Source organism: Streptomyces sp. TRD_SC_5 (assembly GCF_056836825.1).
In genome coordinates this window covers 5,405,607-5,431,084 of sequence record NZ_JBWZZS010000001.1, presented here as the reverse complement: position 1 = coordinate 5,431,084, position 25,478 = coordinate 5,405,607, and the positions used below count along the sequence as shown (strand labels likewise).

The 25,478-nt window shown below is 71.6% G+C and carries 22 protein-coding genes; 5 read left to right on the top strand and 17 right to left on the bottom strand.

The window, feature by feature from the left end; genetic code table 11:
- The first annotated feature begins 33 nt into the window (after positions 1-33).
- Positions 34-1,077: an ABC transporter ATP-binding protein gene (locus tag AC1P0E_RS25020; RefSeq protein ID WP_482744360.1), complete on the top strand. Its 1,044-nt coding sequence runs from the start codon at positions 34-36 to the stop codon at positions 1,075-1,077.
- Here AC1P0E_RS25020 and AC1P0E_RS25015 read toward each other — a convergent pair.
- The 9 genes from AC1P0E_RS25015 to rimP form a co-directional block, all read right to left on the bottom strand.
- A complete protein-coding gene (locus AC1P0E_RS25015; protein WP_482744359.1) occupies positions 1,052-2,005 on the bottom strand; it encodes a bifunctional riboflavin kinase/FAD synthetase in 954 nt (317 codons plus the stop codon). The two genes, AC1P0E_RS25020 and AC1P0E_RS25015, sit on opposite strands and share 26 nt — an antisense overlap.
- A gap of 34 nt (positions 2,006-2,039) precedes the next feature.
- A complete protein-coding gene (locus AC1P0E_RS25010; RefSeq protein WP_482745892.1) occupies positions 2,040-5,834 on the bottom strand; it encodes a trypsin-like peptidase domain-containing protein in 3,795 nt (1,264 codons plus the stop codon).
- Positions 5,835-6,089: 255 nt separating this feature from the next.
- Positions 6,090-6,992: a tRNA pseudouridine(55) synthase TruB gene (truB, locus tag AC1P0E_RS25005; protein WP_482744358.1), complete on the bottom strand. Its 903-nt coding sequence runs from the start codon at positions 6,990-6,992 to the stop codon at positions 6,090-6,092.
- Positions 6,989-7,465, bottom strand: coding sequence for a 30S ribosome-binding factor RbfA (gene rbfA, locus AC1P0E_RS25000; RefSeq protein WP_482744357.1), 477 nt, complete (start codon positions 7,463-7,465; stop codon positions 6,989-6,991). The genes truB and rbfA overlap by 4 nt, the downstream gene beginning before the upstream one ends.
- Before the next feature lie 39 nt (positions 7,466-7,504).
- The gene (locus tag AC1P0E_RS24995) at positions 7,505-7,798 is read right to left on the bottom strand and encodes a DUF503 domain-containing protein (RefSeq protein ID WP_454379588.1); all 294 of its coding nucleotides are present in this window, start codon (positions 7,796-7,798) and stop codon (positions 7,505-7,507) included.
- A gap of 151 nt (positions 7,799-7,949) precedes the next feature.
- A complete protein-coding gene (infB, locus tag AC1P0E_RS24990) occupies positions 7,950-11,129 on the bottom strand; it encodes a translation initiation factor IF-2 (protein WP_482744356.1) in 3,180 nt (1,059 codons plus the stop codon).
- A gap of 147 nt (positions 11,130-11,276) precedes the next feature.
- On the bottom strand, positions 11,277-11,561 hold the full coding sequence (locus tag AC1P0E_RS24985) for a YlxR family protein (protein ID WP_482744355.1): 285 nt from the start codon (positions 11,559-11,561) through the stop codon (positions 11,277-11,279).
- Between the two features lie 75 nt (positions 11,562-11,636).
- Positions 11,637-12,629 (bottom strand): transcription termination factor NusA, encoded by a 993-nt coding sequence (gene nusA / locus AC1P0E_RS24980; protein ID WP_482744354.1) that lies wholly within the window; start codon positions 12,627-12,629, stop codon positions 11,637-11,639.
- Between the two features lie 2 nt (positions 12,630-12,631).
- Positions 12,632-13,129 carry a ribosome maturation factor RimP gene (gene rimP / locus AC1P0E_RS24975; protein ID WP_482744353.1) on the bottom strand — a complete coding sequence of 166 codons (498 nt, stop codon included), beginning with the start codon at positions 13,127-13,129 and terminating at the stop codon, positions 12,632-12,634.
- Positions 13,130-13,293: 164 nt separating this feature from the next.
- Here rimP and AC1P0E_RS24970 point away from each other — a divergent pair, with 164 nt between their 5' ends.
- The 3 genes from AC1P0E_RS24970 to AC1P0E_RS24960 are packed head-to-tail and all read left to right on the top strand — an operon-like array spanning position 13,294 to position 15,214.
- On the top strand, positions 13,294-13,803 hold the full coding sequence (locus tag AC1P0E_RS24970; RefSeq protein WP_482744352.1) for a hypothetical protein: 510 nt from the start codon (positions 13,294-13,296) through the stop codon (positions 13,801-13,803).
- Positions 13,804-13,820: 17 nt separating this feature from the next.
- Positions 13,821-14,261 (top strand): ferritin-like domain-containing protein, encoded by a 441-nt coding sequence (locus tag AC1P0E_RS24965; RefSeq protein WP_482745891.1) that lies wholly within the window; start codon positions 13,821-13,823, stop codon positions 14,259-14,261.
- A gap of 59 nt (positions 14,262-14,320) precedes the next feature.
- Positions 14,321-15,214 carry an aminoglycoside phosphotransferase family protein gene (locus AC1P0E_RS24960; protein WP_482744351.1) on the top strand — a complete coding sequence of 298 codons (894 nt, stop codon included), beginning with the start codon at positions 14,321-14,323 and terminating at the stop codon, positions 15,212-15,214.
- 198 nt (positions 15,215-15,412) lie between these two features.
- Here the strand turns inward: AC1P0E_RS24960 and AC1P0E_RS24955 are convergent, their stop codons facing one another.
- From AC1P0E_RS24955 to AC1P0E_RS24925, 7 genes are all read right to left on the bottom strand, one after another.
- Complete coding sequence (locus tag AC1P0E_RS24955) at positions 15,413-17,119, bottom strand: proline--tRNA ligase (RefSeq protein ID WP_482744350.1); 1,707 nt, start codon at positions 17,117-17,119, stop codon at positions 15,413-15,415.
- 69 nt (positions 17,120-17,188) lie between these two features.
- Positions 17,189-17,761 (bottom strand): GNAT family N-acetyltransferase, encoded by a 573-nt coding sequence (locus tag AC1P0E_RS24950; protein ID WP_482744349.1) that lies wholly within the window; start codon positions 17,759-17,761, stop codon positions 17,189-17,191.
- 26 nt (positions 17,762-17,787) lie between these two features.
- Complete coding sequence (locus AC1P0E_RS24945) at positions 17,788-18,633, bottom strand: GNAT family N-acetyltransferase (RefSeq protein WP_482744348.1); 846 nt, start codon at positions 18,631-18,633, stop codon at positions 17,788-17,790.
- 128 nt (positions 18,634-18,761) lie between these two features.
- Positions 18,762-19,919, bottom strand: a complete 1,158-nt coding sequence (gene ispG, locus AC1P0E_RS24940; protein WP_482744347.1) for a flavodoxin-dependent (E)-4-hydroxy-3-methylbut-2-enyl-diphosphate synthase — start codon at positions 19,917-19,919, stop codon at positions 18,762-18,764.
- A gap of 136 nt (positions 19,920-20,055) precedes the next feature.
- Positions 20,056-21,357: a M50 family metallopeptidase gene (locus AC1P0E_RS24935; protein ID WP_482744346.1), complete on the bottom strand. Its 1,302-nt coding sequence runs from the start codon at positions 21,355-21,357 to the stop codon at positions 20,056-20,058.
- The gene (dxr, locus tag AC1P0E_RS24930) at positions 21,354-22,640 is read right to left on the bottom strand and encodes a 1-deoxy-D-xylulose-5-phosphate reductoisomerase (RefSeq protein ID WP_482744345.1); all 1,287 of its coding nucleotides are present in this window, start codon (positions 22,638-22,640) and stop codon (positions 21,354-21,356) included. Before dxr ends, AC1P0E_RS24935 begins: the two co-directional genes overlap by 4 nt.
- An 83-nt stretch (positions 22,641-22,723) precedes the next feature.
- Positions 22,724-23,494, bottom strand: a complete 771-nt coding sequence (locus tag AC1P0E_RS24925) for a hypothetical protein (protein WP_482744344.1) — start codon at positions 23,492-23,494, stop codon at positions 22,724-22,726.
- Between the two features lie 118 nt (positions 23,495-23,612).
- Here AC1P0E_RS24925 and AC1P0E_RS24920 point away from each other — a divergent pair, with 118 nt between their 5' ends.
- A complete protein-coding gene (locus AC1P0E_RS24920) occupies positions 23,613-24,119 on the top strand; it encodes a DinB family protein (RefSeq protein ID WP_482744343.1) in 507 nt (168 codons plus the stop codon).
- A gap of 59 nt (positions 24,120-24,178) precedes the next feature.
- Here the strand turns inward: AC1P0E_RS24920 and aroA are convergent, their stop codons facing one another.
- A complete protein-coding gene (aroA, locus tag AC1P0E_RS24915) occupies positions 24,179-25,417 on the bottom strand; it encodes a 3-phosphoshikimate 1-carboxyvinyltransferase (RefSeq protein WP_482744342.1) in 1,239 nt (412 codons plus the stop codon).
- Positions 25,418-25,478 lie beyond the last annotated feature (61 nt).

The window sequence follows — 25,478 nt, the reverse complement described above, 5'->3', positions numbered from 1 at the left end:
CCACCCGCACCCACCACCCCACCGGAGCCAGACATGACCAGCAGCACCACCACCCGCACCACGCGCACCACCTCACTCCTCTCCGCCACCGGACTCCACGTCGCCTTCCCCGGGCGGCGTGGCGCGGCCACCGCCCGCGCCGTCGACGGGGTCGACCTCGACATCCGGCCCGGCGAGATCGTCGCGCTCGTCGGCGAGTCCGGCTGCGGCAAGACCACGCTCGCCCGCTCCCTGCTCGGCCTCGTCCCGCCCACCTCCGGCCAGGTCACCTTCGGCGGCGCGCCCCTCGACTACGGCTCGCGCTCCCTCAAGGCGTACCGCAAGCGCGTCCAGCTCGTGCTCCAGGACCCGAGCGGCTCGCTCAACCCCCGTCACACGGTGTACGACGCCGTGGCGGAAGGCCTGCGGATCCACGGTTACACCGGTGACGAGCGCGAGGCCGTCGCCGGGGCGCTCTCCCGCGCCGGGCTCCGGCCCCCCGAGCGGTTCTTCCTGCGCTACCCGCACGAACTCTCCGGCGGCCAGCGCCAGCGCGTCGTCATCGCCGGCGCGCTCGTACTCGAACCCGAACTCATCGTCGCCGACGAGCCGGTGGCCTCACTGGACGCCTCCGTACGCGGGGAGATCCTGGCCCTGCTCCTGTCGCTGCGCGACGAACTCGGGCTCTCCGCACTGGTGGTGACCCACGACCTCGGTCTCGCCTGGAACATCGCGGACCGCGTGGCGGTGATGTATCTGGGCCGGATCGTGGAGACGGGGCCGGCGGACAAGGTCCTGACGGCGCCTCAGCACCCGTACACCCGCGCCCTGTTGTCCGTACTCCCCGAGTCCGGCGAGGTACCGGTCGTCCTCACCGGCGAGCCCCCGGACCCGTCCCGCGTCCCCGGCGGCTGCCGCTTCCACGCCCGCTGCCAGGTGCTCGCCTCGGGTGAAGCGGAGAGCGCCGGCGTCGCCGCCGACTGCCGTACGACGCTCCTGCCGGTCCTGACCGGCAGCGACGAGGCGCAGGTCGCCTGCCACTGGGCGGCGGCCCGGCCCGCACAGGGGGCGGCTACTGAGCCGCGTGCGCCTCGATGAGCTCGCTCGACCGCTTCACGTCGGCCCCGATCGCTTCCAGCAGCGCCTCGATCGACTCGAACTTCTCCTGACCGCGTACGTACGCGAGGAAGCCGACGGCGACGTGCAGCCCGTACAGGTCGAGGCCGACCCGGTCGATGGCGTACGCCTCGACCGTCCGCTCCGTGCCGTCGAACTGCGGATTCGTGCCGACCGAGATCGCGGCGGGCATCTCCTCGCCCTCCACGGTCAGCCAGCCGGCGTACACGCCGTCGGCGGGAATCGCGGTGTGCGGCAGTGTCTCGACGTTCGCCGTCGGATAGCCGAGCTCGCGGCCGCGCTGCGCGCCGCGCACCACGACGCCCTCGACGCGGTGCGGCCGGCCGAGGATCTCCGAGGCGCCCTCGACGTCGCCCTCGGCGACCAGGCGCCGCACCAGCGTCGACGAGAACGGCTCGCCGCCGCCCGCCTCTCCGCGCACGTACAGGTCGACGACCTCGACCTCGTAGTCGTACGTCGGACCGAGTTCGGCCAGGAACGCCACATTGCCGGCCGCCCGGTGCCCGAAGCGGAAGTTGGGGCCCTCGATGACCGCACGCGCGTGCAGCTTGTCGACCAGCACCTTCACGATGAAGTCGGCCGGCGAGAGCTTCGAGAACTCCTGCGTGAAGGGCAGGATCAGCAGCGCGTCCACGCCCAGCCCGGCCATCAGCTCAGCCCGGCGGTGGTGCGGGGCGAGCAGCGGGGGGTGGCTGCCGGGGCGCACGACCTCGCTCGGGTGAGGATCGAACGTAACGACGACCGACGGCACGCCCAGCTCACGCGCGCGCTCGACCGCGCGACCGATGATCAGCTGGTGCCCGCGGTGCACGCCGTCGTAGGAGCCGATGGTGACGACGCTGCGTCCCCAGTCCTGGGGGATGTCCTCCAAGCCACGCCAGCGCTGCACTGTGACCGCTCTCCTCGTCCGAACTCGAACCCGATTACGCAGGTCTAAGACTGCCATGCCCACGGGGTGCGGCTCGCATCGGCATGGGGGTGCCCAGGCTCTCGACGGTACGGCGGGCGCTCGGCCCGACCACCGCCGCCCACTCCTGCGGCGCGGCGGCCAGCCAGCCGGCGACGAGTGCCGCGAATCCGGGGACCTCGCGGGCGAGCCCGACCAGCAGCCGGTCGAAGCGGGTGGCCCCTTCGGGCGTACGGACGAGGAGCATCCCGGTGCGGTGTACGAGGTCCCTGGTCCGGGCCTCGCCCCTGCGCCGGGCGCCGGTGCCGGCGGCCAGCAGCACCGCCTCCAGAACTCCGAGGTCCCGCGCTTGGTGCTCCCCGTACCCCCCGCCCTCCCCGTACTGCTCGTACTCCAGCAGTACGTCGAGCAGCTCGGCCCGCATCGGCCGTGAGGCGCGGCTGCCGGGCGCGGCGAACACGGGGGCGAGGGCGCGCCGCAGCCGGCCGGGGTGGTCCCGCAGCAGGCCCATGACCAGCGGGAAGAGGACGGCGCGGGCGGCGGGGCCGTGTTCGAGGCGCCGGTCCACGTAGGCGGCGGCGTGCGCGGCACCCTCGGGGTGACGGCCGGCGTATTCGCGGACAAGGGTGGCGGCGCGGTGGGCGAGGGCGGGCGTACTGACGTCGGCGAGCGCGCGCAGCACGTCGCCCGCGCCCTCTCCGCCGCGTGCCAGGCGGGCCCGGAAGGCGGCGAGGACGGGCTCGGGGTCGGTGCTGAGCGCGGCGGCGAGGGCAGTGGCGGGCAACTGCGAGCCGGCGGCGCCGAACGCCGCCAGGGCGCCGGCCAGATAGCGGGGCCGGGTGTCCGGATCCCGTACGAGCAGACCGAGAGCGGGGCCGTGCAGGGTGGCGTCCCCCGGCCGGCCGAGCAGCGCGAGCGCGGCATACCTGAGCAGGTAGCGGTCGGCTTCCGTCGTGACGTACGGCGCGGCGGTGAGCCCGTACAGAGCGGCGGCGACCCGGCGCTCCGGCCGCTCGTCGTCGTGGGACCAGCGGTCGACGGCGCGGCAGAGCGCGGACGGCTCGTCCTCGGCGAGGGCGGTGAGCAGTTCGTCGGCACGGGGGTGCGCGCCGTCGACGAGGGCCTCGGTCAGATCGTCGACGGCGAGCGCGCGGCGGGCGTAGAGCAGCGCCTGGGCGACGCCGGCGACGGTGGGACGTACCTCTGCGTCGTCGGCGGCGGGCAGCGGCCGCTCGTCGTCGAACCAGCGGCAGAGCATCGGCTGCACGGACCGTGGCGCGGCCTCGAGCAAGCGCGCCACGGCATCGAGATACCGCCCCTGCGGCGGTACGAGTCCGCTCCCCGGCGCCCCGTCGGCAGGCAGGAGCCGCCGCAGCAGATCGACCCGCTCCCCCTCCGCGACGCGTACCCGCTCCCAGAACCGGGGTGTGAACTCATCGGTCCCGCCCGGTCCTTGAGGCCCGCCGTCCCGGACCGACCGCCGGCTGACGCTGTCGGCCAGCTCCCGGAGCACGCCCAGGTATCCCGCTGCGTCCCCCACCCGCAACAACACCTCCCGCAACAACCGCCTCCCCCACCACAAGGCCTCACGTGCCTGCGCCACACATGCGCCGGGCCCGGGGCAGCACGGTGCCGGTGCCGGGAACGGGGACGGGTGCGGGAAGGTTTCCAGCGCCCGGACCAAGGCCAGCAGCCTGCGGGACAAGACGGGCGACCCCTGCATCCGGTGCATGAGCAGCAGCGCCTGCACCACTGGTCCGATGCGATGACGCGGCACCGACGACCACTGCGCCTCGCCGCGCGAGCCACAGTGGAGCGGCCCCTGCCCATACGCCCCGCCGCAAAACGCCCCCGGCGGATACGGCACACGCCCGCACACCTCGCCGGTCCCCCCGTGCGAGCCGAACCCGGGCTCCACAGGTGTGCACGCCGCACCGGAGGCCTCGGGCGCCTGCCCGTTGGCGGCCCCCGCGTGCGAACCGGGCGGCGGCGGCATGTGCGCCGCCGGTTCCGGTGGCTCGTCCTCTCGCGCGCGGTGGACCAGGGTCCGCAGTGCCGCGTCGACGTCCAGGTGCGCACCCTGGAGCCAGTCCGCCAGCTCCTCGTGGGCGAACCGGTAGCCGGACCCGGCAGGCACCAGCAGGCCCTCGGTCAGTACCGCCGACGCCCACCCGGTACGCCACGGGAACAGCTCCTCGAACGGCTCGCGGTCCAGTCCGCCCTGGCCGGGCCCCAGGCACCGCCGCGCCGCCTCGTGCACCTGTCCCGAGACCCTCGCCGCCAGCCGCCGCACCGCCGTGCCCCGTAGCGTCGGCCGGGTCGCCGCCGCCAGCCGCACCGCGATGCGCAGGCACATCAGGTCCAGGTACGCGCCGAACACGTCCTCGCGCGAAGGCTGCCCGGGTACGTCGCCGGGCAGCGCCTCCCGCACCTCCGCCAGCAGCCGCAGCGTCAGCGGGTGCCGGGCGTCCGCGTCGTCCGCGAGCACTCCGTCCGGGATGCCGTACCGCTCGCGGGCGCGTACCGCCTGCGCCTCGGTCAGGTCCCCGATCCGTACGGCCGCCGGCAGCCCCGGCCAAGGCCGCGCCGGCAAGTGCAAGGCGCCCTCCGGGTACAGCGCCCCCGCCTCCTCCCAGTGCTCGGCCCGGCACGCCACGACCAGCCGTGCCCCGGCCGCCCGCAGCCAACTCACCGTCCCGCCGGTCCACTCCGGCAGCCGGTGAGCCAGTGCGGGCGGCATTTCCTCGGGGGCGTCCAGCAGTACGAGCAGCGGCCTGCCCGCTTCGAGAGCCAGCCGCGCCACCCGCTCCGGTGTGGCCGCCCCCGGGTCGCCGCTCCGCTCCCCCGAAGCGGCGACGATCCGCCCCGCCTGCCGCAGCGCCCGCCCCACCGCGTCCGCGACCGACGCGTCACCGGGCCGCAGGTCGGCGCCGCGCAGCCAGAGCGTCGGGGCCGGTTCGGGACCCTGGGCGCGCCGCTGCGCCAGCGCGGCGAGTTCCGTCGTACGCCCGGTCCCCGGATCCCCGACCAGGGCGAGCGCCACCGCACAGCCCGCCGTGGTGAAGGCGGTGAACTCCCTTGCGATCTCCGGGCGTTCCACCGCCGCCCGCCACGCCCCCGGCCCGCCCGCCGACCCGACCGACGTCGCCGTCAGCTGCAACGCGCCCGCGAGGTTGAGGTCCGGCCCATAGCCCGGCACCGTCGCCGCGTTCCGCCGCAGCAGTTCCGCCAGCGGCCCGTCGGGCGACGCCGCTGCCGCCGCCCGCAGGGGTACGGCGAATCCCGCCGCCCGCTGCTCCGCACACAGCGCGGTGCCGAGCACGGCCAGCACCGCACCCGTCTCCGCGTCCAGGACCGGCCCGCCCGCCGCCCGGCCGCCGAGCCGTAGCGCGTCACTGCCGGCTGTCCCCATCGCCAACTCCACGGCGTGGTCGACGATGTGGAAGCGGTCCGTCGCCGTGTAGGTGACCGAAACCGGCCTGAGGACCCGCGCTTCCCGCCAGCCACCGGCCGCCAGCCGTACGTACGTGCCCGTCTCGATCCGGTCCCGCGCCGCGACCGGAACGGGCCGTACGCCGAGCCCTTCGGTCCGTACGAGCGCCAGGTCCGACTCCGGCAGCGGGACGATGGCGTCGGCCTCGGCCAGACAGGTCCGTTCCCCCGGCGCGTGCAGCACGACCCGGGTCAGGCCGTCGACGGCCTCGTGGCTGGTGACGACGGTGCCCCGGTCGTCCGCGACGAACCCGGTTCCGCGCGGGCGCCCGGCCAGATCGCAGATCCGTACGAGGGTGACCTCCGGCGCCGACGGCAACGGCGTCTCCCGTACCGCCATCGCCGAACCTCCCGCCGTGCCCCGTGTCACGACGGTAGGTCGGCAGTGATCACCAGGAGAAGGACGCAGCGCGAAAGCGCCCCCCAGTGCACCCGCCGTTCACTCCGAGCGCCCGCCCGAAGGGGTGAATCGGCGGGGCAGGGTGGAGAGACTTGGGGAGGGGGGATCGTGGAGCGGGCAACCGACGGGCTGCCCGTTCCACGATGGGGGGCCGGCAGCGCCCCCGGCGACACCTCAGCCGAAGACGGCCAGACTCTTCGCCTTGCCCCGGCTCTCCTCGACCAGCGCCAGGAACCGCCCCTCGGGCCCGAAGACCGCGACCGGGCTGGTGTCGTACGCCGGCATGTCGAGCCGTACGCCGTTGGTCACCAGGCCCGCGCGCCGCTCGTCCACGTCCCACCGCGCGAACGCGGCCGCGGCGGCGTCGGCGATCGGCATGACGGTGAGCTCCTCCTGGAGCTGCTCCAGCGTCTTCGCCGCGTCGAGCCCGTACGGGCCGACCCGGGTGCGCCGCAGCGCGGTCAGATGACCGCCGACGCCGAGGCCCGCGCCCAGGTCACGGGCGAGAGCGCGGATGTACGTACCGGAGGAGCAGACCACGGAGACGACGAGGTCGACCACGGGCGTCCCGTCCTCGGCCACCGCCGCGCGCACGTCGTACACCTGGAAGGACGAGACGGTCACCGGCCTGGCCGGGATCTCGAACTCCTCGCCCTCGCGCACCCGCGAGTACGACCGCTTTCCGTCTATCTTGATCGCGCTGACCTTGGACGGCACCTGCATGATGGCGCCGGTCAGCTCGGCCACGCCCGCGTCGATGCCGTCCCGCTTGACGCCCGACGCGTCGACGGACGCGGTGATCTCGCCCTCCGCGTCGTCGGTGACGGTGGTCTGGCCGAGCCGGATCGTACCGAGATACTCCTTCTCGGTCAGGGCGAGATGGCCGAGGAGCTTCGTGGCCTTCTCCACGCCGAGGACGAGGACGCCCGTCGCCATGGGGTCGAGGGTGCCCGCGTGCCCGACGCGGCGGGTCTTGGCGATCCCGCGCATCTTGGCTACGACGTCGTGCGAAGTGAAGCCGGACGGCTTGTCGACAATGACAAGGCCGTCCGGCGTCGTGGTGGTGCGCTTGTTCATTCCGCGGTTTCGCCCTTGCCCTGGTCCTCGGCGGCGGCCTCGGCCTCGTCCTCGTCCTCGGGCTTGCGGTACGGGTCGGCCTCGCCGGCGTACGTCTTGCCCGTCGACACCTCGCGCACCTCCGCGTCCTTGGCGCGCGCCTTGTCGAGGAGGTCCTCGATCGTGCGCGCGTTGTCCGGCAGCGCGTCCGCGACGAAGGCCAGCGACGGCGTGTGCCGCACCCCGGTCTGCCGGCCGACCTCGGAACGCAGGACGCCCTTGGCGCTCTCCAGCGCGGCGGCGGAGGCCGCGCGCGCCTCGTCGTCGCCGTAGACCGTGTAGAAGACCGTGGCCTCCCGCAGGTCACCGGTGACCCGGGCGTCCGTGATGGTCACGAACCCCAGTCGCGGATCCTTGATTCGCCGGTCCAGGGTCTCCGCGACCACGACCTGGATGCGATCGGCCAGCTTGCGGGCCCGCGCTTTGTCGGTCACCGGTCCGTCTCCTCTTCCTGCTTCTGCTTCTGCTGAACTTCAGTCTTCGTCAGTGTGCAGCCGCCGTCGTACCGACAGCAGCTCCACCTCGGGCCGGGCGGCGACCATGCGCTCGCACCGGTCCAGTACGTCTGTGAGATGCCCTGTCTCCCCTGATACCACCGCCACGCCGATCTCGGCCCTGCGGTAGACATCCTGATCGCCGACTTCCGCCACACTGACTGCGAATTTGCGCTGAAGCTCAGCGACGATCGGGCGTACTACGGAACGCTTCTCCTTCAGCGACCGTACGTCGCCGAGGAGCAGGTCGAAGGACAGTGTCCCCACATACATGTGTGTCCGGATGTCCCGCCGGTTCGGGGTCGTGCCCCGCCAACCACTTGGCAGGGACACAAGAACCGTACACGCAACGGCCGGGGCCGCTCGACGGAAATAATCTCCGCCGGGCGGCCCCGACTGACGTTGTACGGATCAGCTACACGGACTAGCCGCGCGGCTTCTCGCGCATCTCGTACGTCGCGATGACGTCGTCGATCTTGATGTCGTTGAAGTTTCCGAGGTTGATACCGCCCTCGAAGCCTTCGCGGATCTCGGTGACGTCGTCCTTGAACCGGCGCAGACCCTGGATGTTGAGGTCCTCGGCGATGACCTTGCCGTCGCGGACGAGGCGCGCCTTGGTGTTGCGCTTGACCTCTCCGGAGCGGACGAGAACACCGGCGATGTTGCCCAGCTTGGACGAGCGGAAGACCTCGCGGATCTCCGCCGTACCGAGCTCGACCTCTTCGTACTCCGGCTTGAGCATGCCCTTGAGGGCTGCTTCGATCTCTTCGATCGCCTGGTAGATGACCGAGTAGTACCGGACATCCACGCCTTCACGGTCCGCCATCTGCGCGGCGCGGCCGGCAGCTCGGACGTTGAAGCCGATGACGATGGCGTCGGAGCCCATCGCCAGGTCGATGTCGGACTCGGTGACCGCACCCACACCGCGGTGCAGGACCCGGATCTCAACCTCTTCACCGACGTCGAGCTGGAGCAGCGAGGACTCGAGAGCCTCCACCGAACCGGACGCGTCGCCCTTGATGATGATGTTGAGGTCCTGGACCAGACCGGCCTTGAGCACCTTGTCGAGGTCCTCGAGGGACACCCGGCGGGTGCGCTTGGCGAAGGCGGCGTTGCGCTCACGCGCAGCACGCTTCTCGGCGATCTGGCGGGCCGTACGGTCCTCGTCGACGACCAGGAAGTTGTCGCCGGCGCCGGGGACGTTGGTGAGACCCAGGACCAGGACGGGGGTCGACGGACCCGCTTCCTCGACGTTGTTGCCGTTGTCGTCGAGCATGGCGCGGACTCGGCCGTAGGCGTCACCCGCGACCATCGTGTCACCGACGCGGAGCGTTCCGCGCTGGACGAGCACGGTGGCGACGGCGCCGCGGCCCTTGTCGAGGTGGGCCTCGATGGCGATACCCTGCGCGTCCATCTCGGCGTTCGCCCGGAGGTCGAGCGACGCGTCGGCGGTGAGGACCACGGCTTCGAGCAGCTGCTCGATGTTGAGGCCCTGGCGCGCGGAGATGTCGACGAACATCGTGTCGCCGCCGTACTCCTCGGCCACCAGACCGAACTCGGTGAGCTGACCGCGCACCTTGGTCGGGTCGGCACCCTCGACGTCGATCTTGTTGACCGCGACCACGATCGGCACGTTGGCCGCCTTGGCGTGGTTCAGCGCCTCGATCGTCTGCGGCATCACACCGTCGTTCGCCGCGACCACGAGGATCGCGATGTCGGTGGACTTCGCACCACGGGCACGCATGGCGGTGAACGCCTCGTGACCGGGGGTGTCGATGAAGGTGATGGCGCGCTCTTCACCGTTGACCTCGGTGGCGACCTGGTACGCACCGATGTGCTGCGTAATACCGCCGGCCTCGCCCGCAACGACGTTCGTCTTGCGGATCGCGTCCAGCAGTCGGGTCTTACCGTGGTCGACGTGACCCATGACGGTCACGACCGGCGGACGGGAGACGAGCATTTCCTCGCCGCCCTCGTCCTCGCCGAACTCGATGGAGAAGGACTCGAGAAGCTCGCGGTCCTCTTCCTCCGGGCTGACGATCTCGAGGATGAAGTTCATCTCGTCCGCGAGCAGCTTCAGAGTCTCGTCGGAGACGGACTGCGTAGCAGTGACCATCTCGCCGAGGTTCATCATCACGCCGACGAGCGACGCCGGGTTGGCGTTGATCTTCTCGGCGAAGTCGGTGAGCGAGGCACCGCGCGACAGGCGGACGGTCTGTCCGTTGCCGCGAGGCAGCATGACGCCGCCTACCGACGGGGCCTGCATGGCCTCGTACTCCTGGCGCCTCTGCCTCTTCGACTTACGACCGCGACGCGCGGGACCGCCGGGACGGCCGAACGCGCCCTGTGTGCCACCACGGGCACCGGGGCCGCCGGGACGTCCACCGAAGCCGGGACGACCGCCGAAGCCGCCGCCACCGCCGGGACGACCAGCGCCGCCACCGCCACCGGGACCACCGGGACGGCCGGCGAAGCCGCCACCGCCACCACCGGGACCGGCCGGACGGCCGGCGAAGCCGCCGCCACCGGGACGACCGCCGCCGCCACCGCCGGCCGGACGGCCACCGGGGCCGCCAGGACCGCGGCCACCGCCGCCAGGACCGCCACCGGGACGGGGGCTGGCCGCGGGACGCTGCGGCATCATGCCGGGGTTCGGACGGTTACCGCCCGGAGCACCACCCGGACGCGGGGCGCCGCCCTGCGGACGGGGCATGCCGCCCGGGGAAGGACGTGCGCCACCCTGACCCTGCGGGCGCGGAGCGCCGCCGGGAGCACCCTGCGGACGCGGGGCGCCACCGGGGGCACCGGCGCCGCCGGGACGCGGGGCGCCACCCGGACGGGGCGTCTGCGGACGCGCCATACCGGTGGAGCCACCAGAGGTGAACGGGTTGTTGCCCGGACGGGGACCCGCGGGACGGGCACCACCGGGACGGGGGGCCTGCTGGCCACCGGGGCGGGCGGGGCGCTCGCCACCACGGCGGTCGTCACGCTGGCCGGCGTCACGCTGGCCACCCTCGCGGGCACCACCGTCACGCTGACCGCCGGCCGGGGCCGGACGGGCCGGACGCGGGCCGGGCGTGGCACCCGCGGGACGCGGGGCCTGCTGCGGCTGCGCGGGGGCAGCCGGCGCGGTCTGCTGGGCCGGCTCGGGCGCGGAGAACTCCGCCGCGGGCACCGGGGCCGCCGGAGCGGGCTTGGCCGGTGCGGGCTTCGGACCCGGACGCGGGGCGCCGGACGGCGCGGACGCCGCCGTTCCCGACTCGGGGGTGGCGGCCGGAGCCTCGGCCGCGGCCGGCTTGGGGGCCGGTGCGCCGGGCTTCGGAGCGCCGGGACGTGCCGCCTGGGCCGGTGAAGGCGCAGACGAGGGGGTAGCCGCGGACGGCTTGGCGGGCGCTGCCTTACGAGGCGCACCCGGCTTTGCTGCGGACTTGCCGGCGTTGCCGCCGGGACCCTGCAGTGCGTCAGTCAGTTTGCGTACAACCGGCGCCTCGATCGTCGAGGACGCCGAACGGACGAATTCACCAAGTTCTTGGAGCTTGGCCATGACGACCTTGCTCTCAACACCGAACTCCTTGGCGAGTTCGTATACCCGGACCTTTGCCACTTCGCTCCTTTTAGGTCCGGGTTACCGCCGGACCGTCGCTACTTCATGGGCGTACTCATCGCGTACTCATCGAGTGCTCATCGCAATCTCGACCTACTTCCAACTCGCGAGGTACCTGACCGCACGGTTATCCGTGCCGTTCTCTTCTTACGGTGTAGCTGTTGCCTGCTCGACAAACTGGCTGAGTGCCGTTGTGTCGAGCGGTGCCCGGCCCCGAAAGGCCCGGGGAAACGCCCGGCGGCGGACCGCCAGGGCGAGACAGGCAGGGGCGGGGTGAATGTACGCACCCCGGCCGGGCAGCGTACCGCGAGGATCGGGGACACATTCGCCCTCGATCTCCACGATGCGCAGCAGTTCGCGCTTGGCCGCTCGCTCCCGGCATCCCACACAGGTTCGCTCAGGGCACACGCGGGCATGCGTCCGGCCAGACACTATTAAGTCTACCTCCCCGCGGCGACGTCACCCCATGGGGGCAATAATCGAACGGATGTTGTCGTAAAACTTGTCTCAGTCCTGGTCCGACGGCTGCTCGGTGTCAGAACGGATGTCGATGCGCCAGCCGGTCAGCCGGGCGGCGAGGCGGGCGTTCTGGCCCTCCTTGCCGATGGCGAGCGACAGCTGGTAGTCGGGCACGGTGACCCGGGCGGAGCGGGCCGCCATGTCGACGACCTCGACCTTGCTGACGCGCGCGGGCGACAGGGCGTTCGCGACCATCTCGGCCGGGTCGTCCGACCAGTCGACGATGTCGATCTTCTCGCCGTGCAGCTCGGCCATGACATTGCGCACACGGCCGCCCATCGGGCCGATGCAGGCGCCCTTGGGGTTCAGACCCGAGCGCGTCGACCGTACGGCGATCTTGGAGCGGTGGCCTGCCTCGCGGGCGATGGCCTCGATGACGACCGAGCCGTCGGCGATCTCCGGGACCTCGAGCGCGAAGAGCTTCTTCACCAGGTTCGGGTGGGTACGCGAGAGCGTCACGGACGGGCCGCGCATGCCCTTGGCCACCCGTACGACGTACGAACGCAGCCGCAAGCCGTGGGTGTACTCCTCGCCCGGCACCTGCTCCTGCACCGGCAGGATGGCTTCCAGCTTGCCGATGTCGACCAGGACGTTCTTGGGATCCCTGCCCTGCTGCACGACGCCGGTGACGACATCGCCCTCGTGGCCCGCGTACTCGCCGAAGGTCCGGTCGTCCTCGGCGTCGCGCAGACGCTGGAGGATGACCTGCTTGGCGGTGCTGGCCGCGATCCGTCCGAAGTCGGACGGGGTGTCGTCGAAGTCCTTGGGCTCCTGGCCCTCTTCGAGATCGGCCGGGTCTTCCTTCGCCCAGACCGTCACATGGCCGCTCTCGCGGTTGAGCTCCACGCGCGCGCGGCGGTGGCTTCCCTCGGTGCGGTGGTACGCGATGAGGAGGGCCGATTCGATCGCCTCGACCATCAGGTCGAAGGAGATCTCCTTTTCCTTCGCCAAGCCCTTCAGGAGCTTTACGTCGATATCCATGGCTACGCCTCCTCTTCCTTCTTGTCCTTGCGGCTGAACTCGATCTCCACCCGGGCCTTGGCGATGTCCGCGAAGGCGACCCGGCGGGCGGTGGGCTTGCGGCCCTTCACGCCCGGCACTTCGAGGTCGAGCCCCTCGTCGTCCACGGTCAGAATGCGTGCGACCAGCTCGGTGGCGTCGTTCAGCGTCAGCTTGACGAGGCGGCCGGTGGCCCGTACGTAGTGGCGGTGCTCCGACAGCGGGCGGTCGGCGCCCGGGGAGCTGACTTCGAGGACGTACTCGCCCTCGCCCATCGCGTCCGTCTCGTCGAGCTTCTCGGAGATGGCGCGGCTCAGTTCGGCACAGGCGTCGAGTTCCACGCCTTCGTCGGAGTCCACGACAATCCTCAGCTGGCGGCGTCTGCCTGCCCGGGACACCTCGATGTCTTCCAGATCGAGGCCCTCTGCGCCGACCAGTGGTTCCACGAGTGCGCGCAGCCTGTCGCTCTGGGTGGTGCTCATCCGGGTGACTCCTCGGCCGCGTGTGCTGTTGTGTGGATCGTCGCGTGTCGTCGCGTGTCAGATCAAAGGGTATCCGGTCCCGAGGGGTGTTGCCGTCAGTGTGCCGGGGAGCCGCAGGTACGCTCGCCTGCGGTGATCACCGCAGAGGCCCGAGGGAGACACAGGTGCGGCGCACGGAAACCACACGCAGGGGTGCGCTCGCCGCGACCGGGGCCGCTGCCGTCGCGCTGCTGACCGGTGGGTGTGCGCAGGATTCGGCCCCGCGTGGCAGGGAAGGATCGACGGCCGAAGCCGTGGCCGCCGCCGCGCGAGCGGAGACCGGGCTGCGCAAGCGTTCCTCGCGGGCCCGGCAGACGCTGCTGGCGCACTACGACGCCGTCGTCGCCGCCCATCCTTCCGTCGCGGAGCGGCTGGCGCCGCTGCGCGAAGCGGTGGCCAGGCAGGCGGACGCGCTGCGGGGCAAGGGTGCGACGGGCCGTGCGGGCGCGCCCCCGGCCGTCGCCGCCGAACGCAGGGCCGCGCTCAAGGCGCTCGCCGCCGAGGAGCAGCGCGCCGCCGACGCGCACACCGCGGCTCTCGTCGAAGCGCCGCCGGAGCTGGCGCGGCTGCTGGCGTCCGTCGCCGCGGCCGGCGCGGCCCACGTATATCTGCTGACCGAAGGGAGCGACGGGTGAGCGGGACGCCGACCGCCATGCAGGCGGTGGAGGCCGTGCAGGCCGCGCTGGCCGCCGAGCACGCCGCCGTGTACGGGTACGGGGTGGTCGGCGGCCGGGTCGCCGACGAGCGCCGGGACGAGGCGCGGGAGGCGTACGACGCCCACCGTTCGCGGCGCGACGCGCTGGAGCGGACCGTGCGCGACCTGGGCGCCACCCCGGTGGCCGCGGCCGCCGCGTACGCCCTGCCGTTCCCGGTGCCCGACGCGGGAGCGGCGGTACGGCTCGCAGCCGAGCTGGAGGACCGGGTGGCCGGAGTCTACTCCGATGTCGTACGCGCCGCCGCGGGCCCGCTCCGGCGCGAGGCGGCGGGGGCGCTGCGGGAGGCAGCGGTGCGGGCCGTGCGCTGGCGGGGACGCGGCGTAGCCTTTCCTGGGCTTGCCGAGCTGACCACCCCGGCCGTGAGCCGCAAGCAGTGAGCTTTGAACCGGCTTTCGAACCGGCTTTTGAACTGGCCTTTGAAGGGGACACCACACGCATGCTTTTCGAACCGCCGCAGCGTCTCGTACGAGCGCTCGGCGAGGTGTACCCGGACGTGGCCGCCGACTGGCTCGGGCAGTTGCCCGAGCTGGCCGAAGAGGCCGTGACCCGGCGGAATCTGACGGTCGAACGGGTGCAGAATCCCGGCGGCAGAAGCAGCCTTGTCGTCCTCGTACGGCAGCAGGACGGCACCCAGGCCGCCCTCAAGATCGCCCCCGGGGCGGCGGCGCCCGCCCTGGAGCGCGCGGCGCTGGCGCACTGGGACGGCTGGGGCGCGGTCCAGCTGCTCGACGGGGACGCCAAGGCCGGTGAACTGCTCCTGGAGCGGCTGCACTCCGAGGTCTCGCTGCGTTCCCTGCCGGAGGCCAAGGCACTGCTGGAGGCGGCCGGGATCGTACGCCGGCTGTGGATCGAGCCGCCCCCGGACCACCCTTTCGAGACCGTCACCGAGCGCACGGCCCGCCAGGCGGCGCCGATGCGCGCCGCCGGCCCGGAACTGGCCCCACTGGTCGAAGCCGCCCTGGCGGCCCGCGACGAACTGACCTCGTCCGAAGCCGAACTCCTGCTCCTGCACGGCAATTTCAGGCAGGGCAAGGTGCTCGCCGGCGACCGGGCGCCGTGGCTGGCCGTCGGGCCCGATCCGCTGGTCGGCGAGCGGGCGTACGACCTGGCCCGGCTGGTCCGCGACCGGGTCGAGGACCTCGTCGCGACGGCGGCGGGCGCGTCCGGCGCACGCCGCCGGGTGAACAAGCTCGCCGACTCCCTGGACGTGGACCGGGCCCGGCTGCACGGGTGGACGCTGTTCCGTGCGGTGGAGTCGGGCGTACGGGCGACCGCGGCCGGCCGCCACCAGGACGCGGAACTCCTGCTGGAGTTCGCCGGCTGGCTGTAGCCGGACCTACCGGACCGCACCCTTCTTGAAGACCTCGACCATGTCCCGCTTGAAGATGTCGTCTCCCGGAGCGAGGAGCCGCTGGAGATCGCGGGCCGCCATCTGTCGAGGCTCATCGACTCCTACCGCTGAGCAGCGAAAACGAGGGCCCCGCGCGGTCGCGCGGGGCCCTCGTGGCGTTTCGTTACTGCTGACGGGTCAGGCGGTCAGGCGGGCGATCGCCTCGTCGACCGTCAGCTCCTCGCGCTCGCCCGTGCGGCGGTCCTTGAGCTCCACGACGCCCTCGGCGCTGCGGCGGCCCGCCACCAGGATCTTCGGTACGCCGATGAGCTCGGCGTCCGTGAACTTCACGCCCGGCGAGACACCCGGACGCTCGTCGACCAGCACGCGCAGACCCGCCGCGCCCAGCTTCTCCGCGACCTCGACGGCCAGCTCGGTCTGGAGCGCCTTGCCCGCGGCGACCACGTGCACGTCGGCCGGCGCGATCTCGGCGGGCCAGCACAGGCCCTTGTCGTCGGCGGACTGCTCGGCGAGCGCGGCCACGGCGCGCGAGACGCCGATGCCGTACGAGCCCATGGTCACGCGGACCGGCTTGCCCTGCTGGCCGAGCACGTCGAGCTGGAAGGTGTCGGCGTACTTGCGGCCGAGCTGGAAGATGTGGCCGATCTCGATCGCGCGATCCAGCTTGAGGCCGGTACCGCAGTTCGGGCAGGGGTCGCCCTCTTCGACGACCACGACGTCCAGGTAGTCGTCGACCTCGAAGTCACGGCCCGCGACGACGTTCTTCGCGTGCTTGTCCTGCTTGTTGGCGCCGGTGATCCAGGCAGTGCCGGCGGCGACGCGCGGGTCGGCGATGTAGCGGACCTTCTCCAGGCCCTGCGGGCCGACGTAGCCGCGTACGAGATCGGGGCGGCCCACGAAGTCCTCGGCCGTGACCAGCTCGACCACGGCGGGCGCCAGGTGCTCGCCGAGCTTGCCCAGGTCGACCTCGCGGTCACCGGGGATGCCGACGGCGACGATCTCGCCGTCGACCTTGACCAGCAGGTTCTTGAGGGTCGCCGAGGCCGGTACGCCCAGGTGGTCGGCGAGGGTCTCGATCGTCGGGGTGTCGGGGGTGTCCAGCTCCACGACCGGGCCGTGCTCCGCGTCGTCGTACGCGGCGGCGACAGCGGCGGCGCTGAAGGTGACGGCCTCCGTGTTGGCGGCGTAGTCGCACGCCGGGCAGTCCACGAAGGTGTCCTCGCCGGCCGCCGCCGGGGCCAGGAACTCCTCGGACGCCGAGCCGCCCATCGCGCCGGACACGGCGGAGACGATGCGGTAGTCGAGGCCGAGGCGCGCGAAGATCTTCTGGTACGCGGCGCGGTGCAGCGCGTAGGACTCGGCGAGGCCCTCGTCCGTCGTGTCGAAGGAGTACGAGTCCTTCATGTGGAACTCACGGCCGCGCAGCACGCCGGAGCGCGGACGCGCCTCGTCGCGGTACTTGACCTGGATCTGGTAGAGCATCACCGGCAGGTCCTTGTAGGACGTGCACTGGTCCTTGACCGTCTGCGTGAAGATCTCTTCGTGCGTCGGGCCGAGCAGGTAGTCGGCGCCCTTGCGGTCCTTGAGGCGGAACAGCAGGTCGCCGTACTCCTCCCAGCGGCCGCTCGCCTCGTACGCCTCCTTGGGCAGCAGCGCGGGGAGCAGCACCTCCTGGGCCCCGATGTCGTCCATCTCCTCGCGCACGACGCGCGAGATGTTGTCGAGGACCTTCTTGCCCAGCGGGAGCCAGGTCCAGATCCCCGCCGCGTTCCGGCGGACGTATCCGGCGCGCACCAGCAGCTTGTGGCTGAGCGTCTCGGCGTCCGCCGGGTCGTCACGCAGTGTCTTGACCATCAGACGGGACATGCGCTGGACCTGGGCCATGGTGAACTCCTGCGAAGAAAAGTGTGATGGCTAGGAGGTTAGCCGGGCGGCCCAGGCACGGGAAATCCGTTACTGGCCGTTACGGCGCAGCGGGAGGGGCGCGCCCATCACGGCGTACGGCCTGGGGGCGCTCGGGAAGTGGACCTGGCGTGCCAGATCGACGTAACCCAGCGCCCGGTACAGGCCGCGGGCCGGGCTCTCGATGTCGATCGCGGAGAGGATCGAACGGGGCTGCCCCGCGGTGTCCGTGATGGTGGTGATCAGCTCACGGCCGATGCCGCGTGCCTGGTGGGTGGGGGCGACGTGCAGTTCGGTGATGACGAAGGAGTCGTCGAGCCAGTCGTCGTTGCCGGTGTGGCGCAGGTACGGCTCGACGACGGTGGACCACCAGTGCGTACGGTCGTTGGGCATCCCGTAGACGAAGCCGACGAGCCGTCCGTCGGGCGTCGTGGCGCCGAGCGCCCGCGCTCCGGGGCTCAGCAGGTGCCGCAGGACGATGTGACGGCGTACACCGATCTCGTCGTCGGTGAGCCCGAAGGCGAGGGCCTGTACGGCGAGCGCCTCGTCCACGCGCGCGGCGAGATCGACGGGTGCGATCGCTACGGCGGGGGTCTGGGGTCCGCCCCCGGAAAGAGGTGCCATGCAGCGCACCCTACTTCGAGGCAACGTCAGAACAACACGCTCATAAACGCGCCGACCTCGCGGAACCCGACCCGGCGGTACGACGCGCGCGCCGCCGTGTTGAAGTCGTTGACGTACAGGCTGACGACGGGCGCGATGTCGGCCAGCGCGTAGCGCAGCACGGCCGCCATGCCGGTCTCGGACAGTCCCTGACCGCGGAATTCGGGGGCCACCCAGACGCCCTGGATCTGGCAGGCCTGCGAGGTCGCGGCGCCGATCTCCGCCTTGAAGACGACCTTGCCGTCCTCGATACGGGCGAACGACCGCCCGGCGGCGACGAGTTCGGCGACCCGCGCCTGGTAGAGCAGTCCGCCGTCGCCCGCGAGCGGCGAGACGCCGACCTCCTCGGTGAACATCGACACGCAGGCGGGCATGATCACGTCCATCTCGGCCTTGCGGATGCGACGGACGCGGAGGTCGGGCCGGACGTCGGGCGAGGGCTGCTCGGTGACCATGAGCGGCTGGTGCGGGCGTACGTCGCGGGCCGGGCCCCAGCTGGGTTCCAGCAGCTGCCACAGCTGTCCGGTGGCCTCGGCGGGGCCGACGATCGACGAGCAGCGGCGGCCGGCCCTGCGGGCGCGGTCGGCGAAGCCGCGTACCGCTTCGGGGGTCGCGCAGATCGGGACCAGGTTGGCGCCGGAGTAGCAGAGCGAGCGGAGCCGCCCGTCGGCGTACCAGCCCCACATCTCGCCGCCGAGGCGCCACGGGTCGAGGCCGGCGGCCTGGACGCGCGAGGTCACGAAGGCGTTGGTGACGGGCTCGCTCTCGAGGATGGCGAGCGCGGCGCCGAGTTCGCCGGGGCCGAGGACCCGGGTAGTGGTCTGAGTCAACACGTGAGGGGCCTCACCGTACGGTCTGCTGATCTCCGCACTCTACCGGGCGCTCCTTCGGGACGCCGCAAAACGGAACGGAGCCCCGCGGGGGGCGGGGCTCCGTTGCGTCGTAGTGCGGGGAGGCCGGGTCAGCTGCTGACGGAGACCTCGGGCTCGCCCGACATGATTCCGTCCTTCTCCATCTGCTCGGCGATCTTCATCGCCTCTTCGATGAGGGTCTCGACGATCTTCGACTCGGGGACGGTCTTGATGACCTCGCCCTTGACGAAGATCTGACCCTTGCCGTTGCCGGAGGCGACACCGAGGTCGGCCTCGCGGGCCTCGCCGGGGCCGTTGACGACGCAGCCCATGACGGCGACGCGCAGCGGGACCTCGAGGCCGTCGAGACCGGCGGCCACCTGGTCGGCGAGCTTGTAGACGTCCACCTGGGCGCGGCCGCAGGACGGGCAGGAGACGATCTCCAGGCGGCGCTGCTTGAGGTTGAGCGCCTCGAGGATCTGGAGGCCGACCTTGACCTCTTCGACGGGCGGCGCGGACAGCGAGACGCGGATGGTGTCGCCGATGCCCTCGCTGAGCAGCGCGCCGAAGGCGACGGCCGACTTGATGGTGCCCTGGAAGGCCGGTCCGGCCTCCGTCACACCGAGGTGCAGCGGGTAGTCGGACTGGGCGGCGAGCTGCCGGTAGGCGTTGACCATCACGACCGGGTCGTTGTGCTTGACCGAGATCTTGATGTCGCCGAAGCCGTGCTCCTCGAAGAGGGAGGCTTCCCACAGGGCGGACTCGACGAGCGCCTCCGGGGTGGCCTTGCCGTACTTCGCGAGCAGTCGCGCGTCCAGCGATCCGGCGTTCACGCCGATGCGGATCGGGGTGCCGGTGGCGGAGGCCGCCTTGGCGATCTCCTTCACCTTGTCGTCGAACTGCTTGATGTTGCCCGGGTTCACCCGGACCGCCGCGCAGCCGGCGTCGATCGCCGCGAAGACGTACTTCGGCTGGAAGTGGATGTCCGCGATCACCGGGATCTGCGACTTGCGCGCGATGGTCGCGAGGGCGTCGGCGTCGTCCTGGGTGGGACAGGCCACGCGTACGATCTGGCAGCCCGAGGCGGTCAGCTCCGCGATCTGCTGGAGCGTCGCGCCGATGTCGGACGTCCTGGTGGTCGTCATCGACTGCACCGAGACGGGTGCGTCCCCGCCGACGGCCACTGATCCGACCTGGATCTTGCGGCTGACCCTTCGGTCGGCGAGCTTCGTCGGAACGGATGGCATTCCGAGAGAAATTGCAGTCATCTGCTGTGCAACCCCAAGGTGTGGATCAAGGTCCCGAGATCGGCGGGCTCCGGACTCCGAGGTTACGTCACCTCGAAAGCCCGGAGCACCTTGCGTCCGCATGTCCACCCGATGGGCGGCAGGAGTTCCGGCGGAGTCAGGAGATCCGAACCGGGTTCACCACGTCGGCCACCAGTACGAGCGCGGTGAAGCAGATGAAGATCCCGGCGACGACGTAGGCGACGGGCATCAGCTTGGCGACGTCGAAGGGACCCGGGTCGGGCCGCCGGAAGACCTTCGCCACATTGCGCCTCAGCGACTCCCACAGGGCCCCCGCGATGTGCCCGCCGTCGAGCGGCAGGAGCGGAAGCATGTTGAAGAGGAAGAGCGAGAGGTTGAAGCCCGCGATGAGGAACAGCATCATCCCGACGGTGTTCTCCATGGGCAGCCCGAGCCCGAGGATCTCGCCGCCCACGCGGGCCGCGCCGACGACGCCCATCGGGGAGTCGGCCTTGCGCTCCTCGCCGTTGAATGCCGCGTTCCACAGGTCGGGGACCTTGGACGGCAGAGCGATGAGTGAGTCGACACCGGACTCGATCATGACGCCCATCCGGTCCAGCGAGTCCGTGAAGGACAGCGGGGTGACGGCCGTGCCGGGGCCGAAGCCGAGGTAGCCTGCCTTGACGTACTGGTCGGCGACGGGCTGGCCCTGGGCGTCCTTCTTGGCCACCTTGTTGGCGATCAGGTTCGCCTGGAGGACCTGCTCGCGGCCGTCGCGCTCGACCGTGATGGAGGCGGGGCCGATGGTCTCGCGGATACGGTCCGACAGGGCGGTCCAGTCCTCGACGGGCTTGCCGTTGAAAGCGACGATCTTGTCGCCCTTCTCCAGACCGGCGGCCTTGGCGGGCGACGCGGGGTCACTCTTGCGGCAGTCGCGGTTCTCGCTCTGCGCGACGACGCAGGGAACGACGGTGTCGACCGTGGTGGTCTGCTGGTTCAGCCCGATCGTCATGAAGACGCCGAGGAAGATCGCCACGGCGAGGATCAGGTTCATGAAGGGGCCGGCGAACATCACGATCGTGCGCTTCCACGGCTTGCGCGTGTAGAAGAGGCGGGTCTCGTCGCCGGGCCGCAGTTCCTCGTACGCCGCCGAACGGGCGTCCTCGATCATGCCGCGCCACGGGGAGGTCGACCTGGCCTCGATCTTCCCGTCGGCTCCCGGCGGGAACATCCCGATCATGCGGATGTAGCCGCCGAGCGGGATCGCCTTGATGCCGTACTCCGTCTCGCCCTTGTGCCGGGACCAGATGGTCGGGCCGAAACCGACCATGTACTGCGGCACGCGTACGCCGAAGAGCTTGGCGGTCGAGAGGTGACCGAGCTCGTGCCAGGCGATGGAGACCAGCAGCCCGACAAAGAAGATGACTATCCCGAGGACCGTCAACAGGATCGTCGTCATGCGCGAGCCTCCGCTGTTGCCTGTACTGCTGCCTGTGGTGCTGGATTTGCTGCCTGTGCTGCGATTTCGCGGGCCCGGGCCCGTGCCCAGGTCTCGGCTTCCAGGACGTCCGCGACCGTGAGCGAGGTTCCCGTACGGGGGGTGCCGTGCTCGGCCACTACTTCGGCGACCGTATCCACGATTCCTGTGAACGGCAGCCGTCCCGCGAGAAACGCGTCGACGCACTCCTCGTTCGCGGCATTGAACACCGCGGGGGCGGTGCCCGCGAGCGTACCGACGTGACGGGCGAGTCCCACGGAGGGGAACGCGTCGTTGTCGAGCGGGTGGAACTCCCACGTCGACGCCTTGGACCAGTCGAAGGCGGGGGCGGCGTCCGGGACGCGCTCGGGCCAGCCGATGCCGATGGCGATCGGACCGCGCATGTCGGGCGGCGTCGCCTGGGCGAGCGTCGAACCGTCGGTGAATTCCACCATCGAGTGAACGTACGACTGGGGGTGGACGACGACCTCGATGCGGTCGAAGGGAATGTCGTAGAGGAGGTGCGCCTCGATGACCTCCAGCCCCTTGTTGACCAGGGTGGCCGAATTGACCGTGATCACCGGTCCCATGGCCCAGGTGGGGTGCGCGAGGGCGTCCTCGCGGGTGACGTTGGCCAGTTCGGCCTTCGTACGTCCGCGGAAGGGGCCGCCGGAAGCGGTGACGACGAGCTTGCGGACATCGGCGCGGGTGCCGCCGGCCAGCGCCTGGAAGAGCGCGGCGTGCTCGGAGTCGACCGGGATGATCTGGCCGGGCTTGGCGAGCGCCTTCACGAGCGGGCCGCCGACGATCAGCGACTCCTTGTTGGCGAGCGCGAGGGTGCGGCCGGCTTCGAGGGCGGCGAGGGTCGGCGCGAGGCCGATGGAGCCGGTGATGCCGTTGAGCACGGTGTGGCACGGGGAGGCGGCGACCTCGGTGGCCGCGTCGGGCCCGGCGAGGATCTCGGGAAGGGGCTCTGTGTTCCCGTACTGCGCCTTCAGCGCCTCGCGCAGCGCGGGCACGGCGTCCTCGCGGGCGACCGCGACGCTGCGGACCCGCAACTGTCGCGCCTGCTCGGCGAGCAGTCCGACCCGGCCGCCGGCCGCGGAGAGCGCGGTGACGCGGAAGCGGTCGGGGTTGCGGAGTACCAGGTCGATGGCCTGGGTTCCGATGGACCCGGTGGAGCCGAGGACGACGATGTCCCGGCGGCCTTCGGACGGGTCGAAGGCGATGTGCGGGTCGGCTAGGGGGGCTGGGCTGTCGCTCATGCCCCCCATTGTTGCCGCAATGGCTCACTGGGTGGACAGCGAGTCCGTTTCGTTCCTCCGGTGGAGCACGGACAACGCGCGGATCACTTGGTGCCGACCGCCGCCCGGAACTTCTCCCACTGGGCGTCGGTGATCTCCTCGGGCACTCCGCCGATGTCCTTGGTGTCGAGGATGTCGCCGCGGAAGGAGAGAGTGGCCGAGCCGGAGCGTACGACCGTGAGGTAGTCGTGGAGCTCGAGCTTCCCCTTCACGTCGAGAATCGTGAAGTGGTACGCCCTGGCCTCGTCCGCGCCGGCTCCGAACGCGGGCGCCTTGACGGGCTCGACCTTGAGGTACTTCCCCTTCGCGATGGCCCGCTCCTCGGTGAAGCCGTCGGCACACTCCTTGCCGGCCTTGTCGAGGTCCTTCATGACGCGGGCCGCGTCGCCGCTTCCGTACGAGCGGAGCTGGACGTCGACGGTGAGGCCCAGCATCTCGTCGGGGACGTCGACCTTGCGGCTGACCTCGGTCTTCAGGTCGTAGTCGGTCACGTCGGCGGCGAGGCTGACGAGGGGCTGGCAGACGGCGGGGTCGGCGGTGTAGTCGCTGCCGTGGGGAGCACCGAGGGTGAACTCGGACGCGGTGTACTTGCCGACCGTCTCGCCGTCGGTGAAGGAGGCGGCGGTGAGCTGCGCCTCGGTGAGCGCCTTGGGCCCCTTCGCGCTCGCGGTGGCTTTGCCGCTGGGCTTCTTGTCGTCCTGAGCGCCGTCGCCGCCCTCGCCGCCGCCGCACGCGACCGCGCCCGCGAACAGGACCCCGCCCACCACCAGCGCCGTCCCACGCCGCCGCCTGCTGTGCTTTCCCGCCCCGAACATGCGTGACCTCTGGTTCTGTTGATGCGTGGGTGAATGCACGATTGTGGTGCACGGGCGCGGCCCGCGCCACAGGCGCCGCCCCCGGCCGCTCATCCGCCCGTACGAAATGGAGCTTGCCTTGACCACCGCACGCATCGCCCCGCCTGTCGCCGCGGGTGAGCGCGAGACGCTGCGCGCCTTCCTCGACCACCACCGGGCGACGCTCGCCATGAAGTGCGAGGGGCTGACCGACGAGGACCTGCGGAAACAGTCGATGCCGCCGTCGGCGCTGTCGCTGCTGGGTCTGGTGCGGCACATGGCGGAGGTGGAACGGGCGTGGTTCCGGCGGGTGATCAGCGGCGAGGACATAGGACTTGTGTGGTCGGACGAGGGTGACTTCCAGGTGGCGTACGACGCGACTGCCGCCACGCGCTCGGAGGCGTTCGACGCCTGGCAGGCGGAGGTGGAGCACGCGCGCCGCGTCGAGCGACAGGCGCAGTCGCTGGACGTGACGGGCTACCGGGCCAGAACGGGCGAGGACGTGTCGCTGCGGCTGGTGATGCTGCACATGCTGCACGAGTACGCCCGGCACAACGGCCACGCAGACTTCCTCCGCGAGGGCATCGACGGAACCGTCGGCGTGTGAGGGTCCCGGCCGGGACACCTTCGTATCGCGCGCGAGGCGTGGTGGGCGTTCGTCGGGGGCTACCAGGCGCGCTGAAGCGCCGCGAAGGCCTCGTGGAAGGCCGGGAAGGTCTTCCGTACACAGCCGGGGTCGTCGAACGTGACCCCGGGTGCGGTGCGCAGTGAGGTGACCGAGAAGGACATCGCCATGCGGTGGTCGCCGTGCGTGGCGATCTCGGCCGGGCGGGGCGTGCCGGGGTGGATTTCGATCCAGTCGGGGCCGGTGGCGACCGTGATGCCCATCCGGCGCAGATTCTCCGCGCACGCCTCCAGCCGGTCGCACTCCTTCACGCGCGTGTTGGCCACGTCCTCGATACGGACCGGACCCTCGGCGTAGGGCGCGATGGCGGCCAGCGTCGGCATGGTGTCGGAGATGTCGCGCATGTTGACCGTGAGGCCGCCCAGGGCGCCGGTGCCCCGGACCGTCGTACTGTCCGCCGTGACACGGACCTCCGCGCCCATCCGCTCCAGTACGTCGACGAAGCGCAGGTCACCCTGGAGCGCACCCGCGCCGAGCCCCGGGACCGTGACCTCGCGGCCGGGGTAGATCGCTGCCGCAGCGAAGAAGTAGCTCGCGGTGGAGGCGTCGGGCTCGACGGCGTACGTCGTCGCGCGGTAGCCGCCGGGCGGGACGGTGAAAGTGCTGCCCTCGCGCGTCACTTCGGCGCCGAAGTGGCGCATCATCGCGAGCGTGATCTCGACGTACGGCGCCGAGACGAGGTCGGTGACGGTGATGCGCAGGCCCTCGGCGGTGAGCGGGCCGAGCATCAGGAGCGCGGTCAGGTACTGCGACGACTCCCCCGCGTCCAGGGTCACTTCGCCGCCCTTGATGCCGGCGGCCGCGATGCGCAGCGGGTGGTGCCCCTCGGTCTCCTCGTGACGCAGGTCGACGCCGAGCGCGCGCAGCGCTTCGGTGAGCGGGGCGAGCGGGCGGCGGCGCATTTGCGGCGACGCGTCGAAGCGGTACGTGCCGGACGCGCCGGCGGCGGCGAGCGTGGGCAGGAAGCGGGCGGTGGTGGCGCCGTCGCGGCAGTAGACATCGGCCTCGCCGACGGCGGGCCCCGCCGGGCGGCCCTCGACGCGCCAGGCGTCGGGCCCGCGCTCCAGCCGGTACCCGAGCCGCCCGAGCCCCTCGGCGAAGCCCTCGGTGTCGTCCGAGCGCAGGGGGCGCAGGAGGGTGGTGGTTCCGGCGGCCGCGGCGGCGAGGAAGAGGGCGCGCGCGGTGACGGACTTGGAGCCGGGGATGTCTACGACGGTCACGGGACCCCATCCTGCCGCGTGCGGCGCGGTGGCCCTCGGCCGTTTCGCCCTTTGGACATAC

Excerpts from the sequence above, each read along its gene's own strand:
- AC1P0E_RS25020 (WP_482744360.1), top strand. The coding sequence starts at position 34 with ATGACCAGCAGCACCACCACCCGCACCACGCGCACCACCTCACTCCTC.
- truB (WP_482744358.1), bottom strand. The coding sequence starts at position 6,992 with ATGAACAAGCGCACCACCACGACGCCGGACGGCCTTGTCATTGTCGAC.
- AC1P0E_RS24995 (WP_454379588.1), bottom strand. The coding sequence starts at position 7,798 with ATGTATGTGGGGACACTGTCCTTCGACCTGCTCCTCGGCGACGTACGG.
- nusA (WP_482744354.1), bottom strand. The coding sequence starts at position 12,629 with ATGGATATCGACGTAAAGCTCCTGAAGGGCTTGGCGAAGGAAAAGGAG.
- rimP (WP_482744353.1), bottom strand. The coding sequence starts at position 13,129 with ATGAGCACCACCCAGAGCGACAGGCTGCGCGCACTCGTGGAACCACTG.
- AC1P0E_RS24965 (WP_482745891.1), top strand. The coding sequence starts at position 13,821 with ATGCAGGCGGTGGAGGCCGTGCAGGCCGCGCTGGCCGCCGAGCACGCC.
- AC1P0E_RS24960 (WP_482744351.1), top strand. The coding sequence starts at position 14,321 with ATGCTTTTCGAACCGCCGCAGCGTCTCGTACGAGCGCTCGGCGAGGTG.
- AC1P0E_RS24955 (WP_482744350.1), bottom strand. The coding sequence starts at position 17,119 with ATGGCCCAGGTCCAGCGCATGTCCCGTCTGATGGTCAAGACACTGCGT.
- AC1P0E_RS24950 (WP_482744349.1), bottom strand. The coding sequence starts at position 17,761 with ATGGCACCTCTTTCCGGGGGCGGACCCCAGACCCCCGCCGTAGCGATC.
- ispG (WP_482744347.1), bottom strand. The coding sequence starts at position 19,919 with ATGACTGCAATTTCTCTCGGAATGCCATCCGTTCCGACGAAGCTCGCC.
- AC1P0E_RS24935 (WP_482744346.1), bottom strand. The coding sequence starts at position 21,357 with ATGACGACGATCCTGTTGACGGTCCTCGGGATAGTCATCTTCTTTGTC.
- dxr (WP_482744345.1), bottom strand. The coding sequence starts at position 22,640 with ATGAGCGACAGCCCAGCCCCCCTAGCCGACCCGCACATCGCCTTCGAC.
- AC1P0E_RS24925 (WP_482744344.1), bottom strand. The coding sequence starts at position 23,494 with ATGTTCGGGGCGGGAAAGCACAGCAGGCGGCGGCGTGGGACGGCGCTG.